Origin of the sequence: Paenibacillus dendritiformis, from assembly GCF_021654795.1 — a bacterium.
Lineage (GTDB): Bacteria > Bacillota > Bacilli > Paenibacillales > Paenibacillaceae > Paenibacillus_B.
Genome location: NZ_AP025344.1, coordinates 5,494,643 through 5,503,939 on the forward strand (window position 1 = coordinate 5,494,643; position 9,297 = coordinate 5,503,939).

Consider the following 9,297-nt stretch of genomic DNA (forward strand, 5'->3'; position numbering starts at 1 on the left):
CGGATTCCAACATAAAAAATAACCGGCAGGTTTATCTGCCGGTTAATCGGTTAGACATCATTTTATTTAATATGGTAAGTCCATTCGAAATAAAACGCCATTCTCCGCGTTCTCAAGCGCAAACGGGATTCCCATGAAATCGAGAGCTTTTTTTACAATCGTAAGACCCAGGCCGCTGCGCCCCTGATCCCGGCTTCTGGCTTTATCCTCGCGGTAAAAAGGCTCAACAAGCTTATGCAGCATTTTCTCTTCAATCCTCACGCCGTTGTTGTAGACGCAAAGACGAACGCTTGTATTCACTTCCTGCGCATAGATATGGATTTGTCCGCCTTCCGGCGTATTTTGAACGGCGTTCATGACAATGTTGGACAACGCTTTGCGGAACAGGCTTGGATCCAATGTACAGCACAGGTTCTCTGGAATATCCACATCGATGTTTTGCTCTTTTACATCCGCTAACGTTCGGTAGGAAGTAAGAATCCCGGTCATAAATTCGTTAAGATGGATTCGCTCTTTTTCCTGTACGGTCATATCATTGCTCAACGTCACAATTTCTAAGATCTCCGAGACCAGTTGATTTTGTTCATTCATCATTTTCAAACATTCGCGTAAATATTTGGGGTATTCCGCGGGCGCAATCACATGTTCCAGCATCCCCTCCAGCAATGCACTGGTGGCGGCGATGGGCGTCTTTAACTCATGCGAAGCCGCGGAGAAAAAATACCGCTGATTCTCTTCCATTTCTTTTTCCCGCTCAATTTCAATTTCCAATTGTTGAATTGTTACTTGCAATGTTTTATACATTTTATAGACATCTCCGGCAAGCTGTCCAATCTCGTCTTTACGGGAAGCCGGAGCAGGGACTGGCTCCAAATCAGCCATTTTCTTGGTGTCTTTCGCGATTTTTTCAATCGGCTTTGCGATTTGTCTGGCAAATAGGGCTGCGGCAAGCAGACTTGCCAAGAATATCATCCCAAAAGCGAAAACCATTTTTTCTATGACTTCGCTATATACTTTAGTTCCCGATATCGTACCCGTAACATATAAGGTTACGCCCCCCGAAGCTTTCACCAGGAATTGAAACCGCTCGTTGGCATCGCTTGTCAGAAAATGATAATTACGCTCCGTAAATGCATTTCCTTTGATGATAACATGGCTTGGCGGCGGTAATCCGATATCATTTTTCATCATCGTAAAATTTTCGGTTTGATATAAAATTTGTCCATCGGAAGCCTCCAAGCAAAATTCAAAGGACGTGTTTTTTTCGTGAAAATTTTTAGCGATATTCATTATTTCATCCTCGGATTTTCCATGCAGATGATTGAGAAGAGGCTGAAATACCTCTGATATTTGCTGGCGCTGCGTTGACTCAACGACCGATTTGACTTGGTCGAAGAAAAAGATAAACATAAAAAATATAACAAAAAGCAAGATCAGCGCGGTATAGAAAAACACCTTTCCATAAATTCCAAAAAGCCTGCGCTTAATCATCCTCGGCCTCCAAACAGTAACCAATCCCCTTTACAGTCTTGATGATATTTTTAGGCAATTTATCCCTCAGCTTTTTGATGGTTGCGTGAATAATACCCTCGTTTCCATCAAAATCATACCCCCAAATCTTAATCAGCAACGTTTCATGCGATACAATTTTATATCTGTTTTGGGCAAGCAGCAGCAATATCTCAAATTCCTTTGGCGACAGCTGGATCTTTTCGCCGCTATATTCCGCTCCGTACGTTTCGGGGAAGACGGTCAGTTTTCCTGCTGTAATTTCTTTTTTGATGGCCCCGCTCCGCCGTAAAATAGCTTCCACACGTTTGACAAGAATCGGCATAGAGAACGGCTTGGTGACGTAATCATCCGCTTCATTCGTATATGCGGTCAGCTGATTCCGATCATCGCCCAAAGCAGTCATCATCAATACCGGGGTATCGTTTATTTTACGGAGCTCCTTCAACAGTTCCTGTCCGTCCATGCCCGGCAGCATAATATCCAGTATGATGAGGTGGTACGGTTTGTTATAAAATTGATCGAGCGCGTCATCGCCATCCGAACACGTATCGACATGATAACCCGCGTTTTGCAAAAATTTTTGCACCATCGTCCTGATATGCTCATCATCCTCGACAACCAAGATTGTAATCTCCATAATCTCACCCGAAGCCAATATAACATGAAAATCTAACTTTTATCTAACTAGGATGTAACAGCATGGCCTTGAATCATTTTCCAAGGGGGGGCGACTTAATAACAAAGACTTCATGACAAAGGTGTTTTTTACGCTTCTGCTCAACGGAGATTGAACCATATCTTTCACTTTGGTGACGGAATGCGGTCTGGAGGATTGATTGATAGATGCTTTAACAGATATTCGGAACTTTCGCGCCCCTCTTCCGTGTTCTGCCGGAAGATTCCAGAGCGTCGAGAACAATTTCAAAAGCCCCCTTGACACTTGCTATGTGTTGTAACTATAATAGTTACACCGCGAGGGTGTCAGTAATGAAACCAAGCAGCAGATTTTCCAAAGCGGTTCACATTCTTTCATTGCTTGTTCCAGCCAAGGATGCGCACTGCCACATCGGAATGGATTGCTGGCAGCGTCGGAACGAATCCGGTTATCGGAAAATAAAGTGAACCCATTTTTTTTGGAATGGTTGTAATAAAGTTGGTTACAACACCAAATCTCGAAATCCAATGAAAGGAGAGTCGTGGATTACGACGTGCATGACATGCTGGTAGCCAAAATCGTTATCAATATAAGGAAGAGGGAGATTTGACGATGTTTAGTAAGAAATCATCGATGGGAATTATTTTATTGCTTTGTATCGCGTTATTGCTGAGCGCATGCTCCGGCGAGGCGAGTACGACGAATACCGCGAGCGAAGGAACTCAAACGCCGGCGACGGACCTCAAGATCACGCCGTTCAACCCTGGAGAAAGCGGCCTCTTCTCCGTGACCTCAAGCCTGATCGAAGGACCGAACGAGGTACTGCTCGTCGATGCTCAGATCGAAAAGAACTACGCCGAGCAACTGGTCAAGATGATCCGCGACACCGGAAAGAAGCTGACTACGGTTTATATCAGCCACCAGGATCCGGATTTCTACTTCGGCCTGTCGGCGATCCGCGAGGCATTTCCTGACGTAAAGATCGTTGCCACCCCGGCCACTGTGGAAGGGATCAAGGCAACTATCCAGCTCAAAAGCGATTTCTGGAGTCCGATCCTGAAAGAAAACGCCCCAACCGCGCTGATCGTCCCTGATGTCCTTGACGGGGATAAACTGACAGTCGATGGCGAAACCGTGCAGGTGATCGGTCTCGACGGTCCGGATCCGTCGCATACCGTCCTGTGGGTTCCGTCGAAAAAGACCATCCTTGGCGGTGTGCCGATCTACGAGAACCTGCACGTCTGGATGGCAGACAACCAGACCCCGGAGAGCCGTGACCACTGGCGGGAGATTCTGGAGCGGATTCTTGCCCTGAAGCCGGAACGGGTTATCCCGGGCCATTACCTGGGCAAGAGCTCCGAAGATACATCCAGCGTCGTCTTTACCCGTGACTACCTTGCAGAATTTGAAGCTGCGGCAAAGCAGGCCAAAAATTCCGCAGAGCTGATTGCAGCGATGCAGAAGGCCCATCCGGACTTAAAGAACACAAGTGATCTGGAATTGGGCGCCCAGGTGATCAAGGGTGAGCGTTCCTGGCCATGATATAACGCTGACGGCCGGTAGCTGACGGCCTTGAACTGTGGCCCTTAACGTGGACAGTATAAAAAATCACTACGTTGCCAGAAGATGATTCCTATTCGTTAGGGGTCATCTTCTTTAATGTCCACTGATAGCGCTCAGTGTCGTAAAAGTGTATGTACTCATTAATGCAAGTACGAAGCTCGTCAGGTGCAGTAACAGAGTGGTTGTTAGAATACCGCGTGAAAAAAATAGTAAAAACGTATTGACATTGGAGTTTACTCCAATGTTATTTTTGATGTATGGAAAAACAATATTCTATAAAAGAGGTTTCACGGATACTTGGTATCCCGAAGGATACGCTTCGGTACTATGACCGTATTGGACTCGTCTCACCGTCTCGGGAACACAATTCTTACCGCAGTTATTCTAAGGAGGACCTCATCGATTTGATGAATATTCAAATCATGAAGTATGCGGACTTTTCTCTAGAAGAAATCAAAGAGAAGTTTCAATTCCACAGAATGCAGAGTGTAGATCCTGCTTATTACCAGGAGGTCGCTGAATTCCTTGATTCCAAAAAAGCAGAAACGCGCAAAAAAATTGCACATCTTGAAAAGGTCAGTCAGTTGCTAGACGTAGCAATTGAATCACTAAGGGACTTTAATCATGAAAGTGACCAGCGGCTGGCAGCGTTCGTTCGGGAGATTTACCGGGATCTGCACAAGAAGGATCCTGGAATAACTAAGGAGGATTGTGATGGACGTGAAAATTAAAAATTATTACTATCTGATTGCTGGCGTTCTTGCAATACTGTTTGCCGTTACACACGCATGGAACGGGCAATCCGCTGTACTGCCGATGCTCTTGGTGAATGATATAGCCATGGATACACGGATAGTATTTAGGTATGTCTGGCATATTATCACTGCGGAGAATCTGATCTTCGGCATTGTATTCATTATCCTCTCATTTCAAAGCGAGCGATCGAAGATCCGGTCTGCTGCATGGATAATCGTGTCACTTCTGCTCGTTCGTCTGATTGTCATTCTTGGTGTAACGGCATATTATGATGTTTCGGCACTTACGGACACATTAATTGATTCGATTGCCATCCTAATCTATGTCGCTTTCATCATACTGGGCATAAGAATGAAGAAAAAAGAGTTGGGAAGTCAATCGGCACAATCCAGTAGGAAAGTTTAAAGAACTAACTGGGGGGCGTATCACTGCCAGTGATCGCAATACGCTAACGGGAAACGTTAGCTCAATAAATTGGCTTTTACCACTTTTGAGCAGATGCTAAAATACATGTGTACCAGTTAACCTCCGAGTCTAATGTGGCCTCCGAAATCGGATACCGATCTGGCGACCATCGGCTCCTCCGCTTATCGGGTCTACCGCTATGAAGTCTACTATCAAGCTCAAGTTGGGGATACATTAGCCCAGATTAAAACGCAGCTCAATGCTGCATAGGCATACTGTCATATTTTTCAACTCCAAAATTATTGAATCGATTATTGGCAAGTATGTTATATAAACAAACCAAAAGAAAAACCACCGGTTCCTCCGCAATGCACAATCACCCGCATCAGGGGAAGAGAACCGATGGTTTATCCCTAATTCAATACATCACTGCCCATGACCGCTGTTACCTCTTGTTTTCCTCGTATTGAAAAGGCGCTTCGAATGAATAAATGTCGTGGAAAAATCCTTTATACGGGATGTCTTCCTCCAAACATTTGATAAGGTACAACAATGCTTCGTCGCACTCCACTTGCTCTCCGTTATGTTGTGCCACCTCAAATGCGTCAATCATATCCTCCAAGATAGTCGTTTGAATAAATAAAGGCAATTGCTCCAGCATAGCATCATCAAGATCAGTTTCGGAGCGATAGCCGTCCAGAACAGTCTCAAAATAGTCTTCCATAAACTTCATCCGTTTGTTTACGTCTTTTTCGAATTGAATCCAGCCAACGCCATGTCCCCACAGACCCGCCAAGTCGTACATATACCAGCAGAAACAGGAGTTGTCGAAGTCAAATACCGTAATCTGTCCGTTATCGTAATCGATGTTATAGTTTCCGTCACTGTAATCAAAATGAACCATGCCATAATGATCGGAATGCCTGTTGAGCCCCTGCAATTGCTCAAGAATACGGAACAATTTCTCCTTGACCGTCGGCGACAAGAAGTCGGGAACTATTTGTTCTATATAGGTTTTATTGTATTTATCGAAGAAATCGTATCTCTGCCGGGTGGGCTGGTAGGCTTTGGACAATTGGTGCAGCTTGCCAAGCGTTTTGCCGCAGTTGTAGAAGTATTCGGTCAGTGGCGCTCCATCCCGATAACGGTAGTGGTTTTCCGCAAGCTGCTTCCCTGGGGCCCGTTCGAACAAACAGATAAAGAAGACTTGACCCTCATGCTGAATTTCTTCCAGAAGCCGACCATTCTTGGAGTGGATGACATTGGATACACTGCCTCCGTGTTCGTGCAAATAACAGATATATTCGAGCTCGCCCACAAAGTCATCTTTGCTGCGGTCGTCCAGAAAAGAGATTCGGATGACCATATCCTGTGCTTCTGCTTTATGGCAGGTGTACACCAGATTTCTACCGCCGTCATGCGGTGGAATTTGGGAAAAGGAGTAGCCCTCTAAACCATATAGTTTCTTAATTGCGGGCAATAACAGACTTTGTGCTGTTGCGGCCGCTGCTTGGTAGGTTATGCTCATCTATGTTTTCCTCCTCTTTTTTGCTGTCTCTCTATTACTTTTGAAGCCACGATCTGGGCCGTTTTGTTGCGCAAATAGGCAGCTTTGTCCTCTACGAATGCGGCTTCCCTTCTGAGAGCGAGATAGCTGTCCCAACGCTCCTTCGGCAACTCACCGTTTTGTATGGCGGCTCTGACGGCACAACCCGGCTCACCTGCGTGCCCGCAGTCGGAGAATTTGCAATGACCCAGGTAACGCTCCACATCGGAGAATCCTTCACGGATGCCTTCGGACGCCTCCCACATGCCAAGCTCGCGCATCCCCGGCGTATCAATGACCATAACGCCGCTGCTCAGGAGAATTAATTGGCGATGAGAAGTGGTATGCTTGCCTTTGCTGTCATCCTCGCGGATATCGCTAACCCTCATCATTTCCTTTCCTGCAAGCTTATTGACAAGGCTTGATTTTCCTACACCGGAAGAGCCGAGAAACACAATAGTGTTCCCTTTTGTGAGGTAGTCGGAAAGTCCGTCTATGCCCTCACCGGTTTTTGCACTAATGACATAAACTGCAACCCCGATTGCTATTTGATTCACCGCCGCAAGATATTCCGAGGTATCGGTTATCAAATCCGCTTTGGTCAGGATGACAACGGGAATGGCGCCCGATTGCCATGATAAAGCCAGATAACGTTCAATCCGACGCGGATTGAAGTCATGGTTTAGCGATTGCATGATGAATACGTAGTCGAAATTGGCGGCCACCGTCTGCTCTTTTACGGTCTTTGCAAAGTTAGCCGCATGACCGGATAAGTCATTTCGAGCAAATTTCGATTTGCGTGGCAGCGTTCTGATAATCAGGCTTTCGCCGTCAGGATTATATTGAATTTGCACGAAATCCCCGGTGGTAGGGAATTCTTCGGTACAGTTGTTGAAGTAGATACCCGCCTTCAGTCGCGCAAGGCATTCCCCCTGCTCGGTTATGAGGCTGTAATGTTGTTTATGCACAGCGGTAACCCTTGCGTAGGTTCCATCTGTGTGTAGGGGATCATGTTGCGGCGTGAAGCCGTAGTCACGTAGTGTAAAAGTGTTCATGGATGCCTCCCTGCTGTTTTTGTAAAGAAAAATCACGTCCGAGAAACCGCATTACAGGCCATACTTTGTTACCGTCCAGGGCGCAATGCAAAAAAACCGCAGCAAGCAGCCGTTCATGGCTGTCTGCTGCGGTCCAATGATGAAGGAAAAATGAGCATAAAAATAACACACCCAGAAGTGTGCTACCGTTGCTTTTGACCAAAGCTTCAATATTCACGAAAGGTTACTTTTTTGGCATACTAAATAAAGGGATACAATCCCCGTAAAAATTCAGTCATGCGCCCTTATTCGGTTTTAAGTATGGGATACCTCAAATGTTTTTGCGTTTTTCATTACGAAACAGCCCCTTTACACATTTATAAACCACGGTACAACATAAGTAATATACCATATTTCCTGCTGTATGTATATATTTGGATAAAAGGCTTTAGACGATTCCATTAGAAACAAAGTCTACAGGCAGTGCTGCGTCAGCTCATCTTCAGTTAATGCTTGTCCATTCCGAATGATATAGGTTCTGGCATAATCCCCGCAGTAGCTGTTCATTACAGGACTCAAATCGATCGTAACGATATCATTATTTCGAACGGTCTGAAGGGAGCCCGAATCATTCCCCCGGGCTCCCTTCTAGACGTTCAATCATCTTGCATGTCGGTTCACAACATTTACTACTGGTTCCACACTTTTTGACCACCAGACTGTGCTGTAAATGGGATTTATGCAGGAAATGCAGGATATAAAGAGAGTCTTAAAAATCTCAATTCAGTTTATTCGACCCCTTTTACAAAATAAAAAACTACCAAGCAGATTTGGGTGGTAGTTTTATCCAGAAGTTATTTCAATGCCTTAGATATTCTCACTAGCGTTGCATAAAACATTGACAGACAATTCAGATAATTATCATCTAACATGAGAACCAAAAGGTCGAGCAGCCACTAAAGGTAGCCCTGTCCATTTGAAAATTTATGTATATTTACTTGGCTTTTGCGTCAGACAACGCCCTTCGGGCCGGCTCGGTTACGTGGGTTCTAACCGCTTTCGTCCTGCCGACTTGCGGCTCGGTTTTCGCTTCATACGCCCGATCCGCTGTGCATAGGGCTTCCAAATCAGAGCCTTCAGCCACCGCTGTCCACGTAACCGCGGTCAACACATAGGTGATTCCGGCATCTTCGATAAGGTCATCCATCTGTGTCCGGTCATTTTTCTTGGCTGTCGTAATGGTTGCCTTCTCTGGCAGGACCTCATGAGCATCTGCAAAAGCAAGGCGGAGGTGAAGCTTTATACCTGCCTTGGTCTTGCGAAAGTCGGCCCACTTGTACCTCCGCAAGCAAAGAGCAACGGTGGTAGAGTCGATAATCCGGAGTGCTTTGCGGTCTGCTATCGAACAACCATGTCTAGACAAAATCTGCATAGCCAGCCGCTCGAAAACCTGCTGGAGCAGGTTCGGATCCACCTGATTATGCTTGCGGCATAATTTTGCCGGTGAGATCGATTCCAAGCCTAGCATTCCTGTTGAAATTCCTTATCAGAACGTCGTCGGCTATCTCTCTCAGCCCTTCCTGCGGCCTATTTCGGCCGTTGTATTTCGGAACTTTTCCCCTATGAGGTAGTAGTAATGAGTAGCCGCGGCGCACGTTTTAGATATCTGTATTTCTTCCTGTAGTCTTCGTGTGCCGTTTGTTGTTCTTCTGGTGTCATAGTCAAAAGATTAAACTCGTCTGCAACGATCGGCAATTACTTCTTTTCGTTTTTCGGGTATTCGGAATATCTCTGTTTAAATGGTTTGATTCTTAGTATACCAAAGG

General features: G+C 45.6%; 9 protein-coding genes. 3 read left to right on the top strand and 6 right to left on the bottom strand.

Features of this window, described 5'->3' with window-relative positions; all coding sequences use genetic code 11:
- Positions 1 to 66: 66 nt before the first annotated feature.
- Entirely contained in the window at positions 67 to 1,491 is a 1,425-nt protein-coding gene (locus L6439_RS24450) for a HAMP domain-containing sensor histidine kinase (RefSeq protein ID WP_213471121.1), read from the bottom strand.
- Entirely contained in the window at positions 1,484 to 2,149 is a 666-nt protein-coding gene (locus tag L6439_RS24455; protein WP_213471120.1) for a response regulator transcription factor, read from the bottom strand. Before L6439_RS24455 ends, L6439_RS24450 begins: the two co-directional genes overlap by 8 nt.
- 630 nt (positions 2,150 to 2,779) lie before the next feature.
- Between L6439_RS24455 and L6439_RS24460 the strand changes: the two genes are divergently transcribed.
- From L6439_RS24460 to L6439_RS24475, 3 genes are all read left to right on the top strand, one after another.
- Positions 2,780 to 3,709 (top strand): MBL fold metallo-hydrolase, encoded by a 930-nt coding sequence (locus tag L6439_RS24460; RefSeq protein ID WP_213471119.1) that lies wholly within the window; start codon positions 2,780 to 2,782, stop codon positions 3,707 to 3,709.
- A 278-nt stretch (positions 3,710 to 3,987) separates the two neighbouring features.
- On the top strand, positions 3,988 to 4,461 hold the full coding sequence (locus tag L6439_RS24470) for a MerR family transcriptional regulator (protein ID WP_143802263.1): 474 nt from the start codon (positions 3,988 to 3,990) through the stop codon (positions 4,459 to 4,461).
- On the top strand, positions 4,445 to 4,891 hold the full coding sequence (locus L6439_RS24475) for a hypothetical protein (protein WP_213471118.1): 447 nt from the start codon (positions 4,445 to 4,447) through the stop codon (positions 4,889 to 4,891). The genes L6439_RS24470 and L6439_RS24475 overlap by 17 nt, the downstream gene beginning before the upstream one ends.
- Positions 4,892 to 5,336: 445 nt before the next feature.
- Here the strand turns inward: L6439_RS24475 and L6439_RS24480 are convergent, their stop codons facing one another.
- The 4 genes from L6439_RS24480 to L6439_RS24490 form a co-directional block, all read right to left on the bottom strand.
- Positions 5,337 to 6,419 carry a phosphotransferase enzyme family protein gene (locus L6439_RS24480; RefSeq protein WP_213471117.1) on the bottom strand — a complete coding sequence of 361 codons (1,083 nt, stop codon included), beginning with the start codon at positions 6,417 to 6,419 and terminating at the stop codon, positions 5,337 to 5,339.
- Entirely contained in the window at positions 6,416 to 7,492 is a 1,077-nt protein-coding gene (gene rsgA, locus L6439_RS24485; protein WP_143802265.1) for a ribosome small subunit-dependent GTPase A, read from the bottom strand. The genes L6439_RS24480 and rsgA overlap by 4 nt, the downstream gene beginning before the upstream one ends.
- A 453-nt stretch (positions 7,493 to 7,945) precedes the next feature.
- Positions 7,946 to 8,050, bottom strand: a complete 105-nt coding sequence (locus L6439_RS29815) for a hypothetical protein (RefSeq protein ID WP_213471116.1) — start codon at positions 8,048 to 8,050, stop codon at positions 7,946 to 7,948.
- A gap of 415 nt (positions 8,051 to 8,465) precedes the next feature.
- Positions 8,466 to 8,990: a transposase gene (locus L6439_RS24490; protein ID WP_213471115.1), complete on the bottom strand. Its 525-nt coding sequence runs from the start codon at positions 8,988 to 8,990 to the stop codon at positions 8,466 to 8,468.
- Positions 8,991 to 9,297 lie beyond the last annotated feature (307 nt).